General features: G+C 69.1%; 1 protein-coding gene. It reads left to right on the plus strand.

Features of this window, described 5'->3' with window-relative positions; translation table 11 throughout:
• Positions 1-265: 265 nt before the first annotated feature.
• On the plus strand, positions 266-870 hold a 605-nt coding region (locus G3I60_RS43745), incomplete at its 3' end, for a MerR family transcriptional regulator (protein ID WP_164608555.1).

Genomic DNA, 870 nt, shown 5'->3' on the forward strand with positions numbered 1-870 from the left:
CGGACCCGATCACCGCCACCCGCACATGTTCGTGTTCGGCTTCCTGTTCGGCTTCGTGTTCAGCCATGCCGATGCCTCCGACCCTCACCCGCGACTCCGCCAGTGAACACTGGCGCAATGGGGACAGTAGAGGACGCTCGTACTGATGGGTAGGGGCCGGAAGAAGGACGTTTACATCAGCGGCTCCGCCGCGGGTACCGCCGGTACGCCGTAGGGTTCCGACGTGGCAGACGCAGCGGAGACCGCAGAAGAGCGCGAGTACCGGATGGAGGAGCTGGCCAGGCTGGCCGGCATCACCGTCCGCACCCTGCGCTTCTACCGCGAACGCAAACTGATCCCGCCACCCCGCCGCGAGGGCCGCATCGCCTGGTACGACGACCACCATCTGGCCCGTCTGCGCACGATCTCGGCGCTGCTGGAACGCGGGCACACCCTCAACGGCATCGCGGAACTGGCCGGGGCCTTCGACAACGGCCGCGACGTGGCCGACCTGCTCGGCCTCGGCGCCCCCACCGAGGAGACCCCGGTCAGCCTCACCCCCGAGGACCTCGCCGATCTCTTCGGCCCGGATGCCACCCCCGAGAACCTCGCGGCCTCGATGGACCTCGGCTACCTGGGCACCGACGGCGAGCAGATCGTCCACATCAGCCGCAGCCTCCTGGACGCGTCGTCGGCGCTGGTCCAGGAGGGCATCCCGCTCTCAGCCGTCCTGGCGGCGGGCAAACGGGTACGCGACCACGCGGACGCCCTAGCCGAGATCTTCAGCGACGTGATCCTGACCCACGCCCCGGAAGCGGACCCGACACGGATGCGTCCCCTGGACCAGCGGGTGTTGGAGGCGGAACTTTCGCTGGCGCTGGACCGCCGAAT

Source organism: Streptomyces sp. SID13666, assembly GCF_010548325.1.
Lineage (GTDB): Bacteria > Actinomycetota > Actinomycetes > Streptomycetales > Streptomycetaceae > Actinacidiphila > Actinacidiphila fildesensis.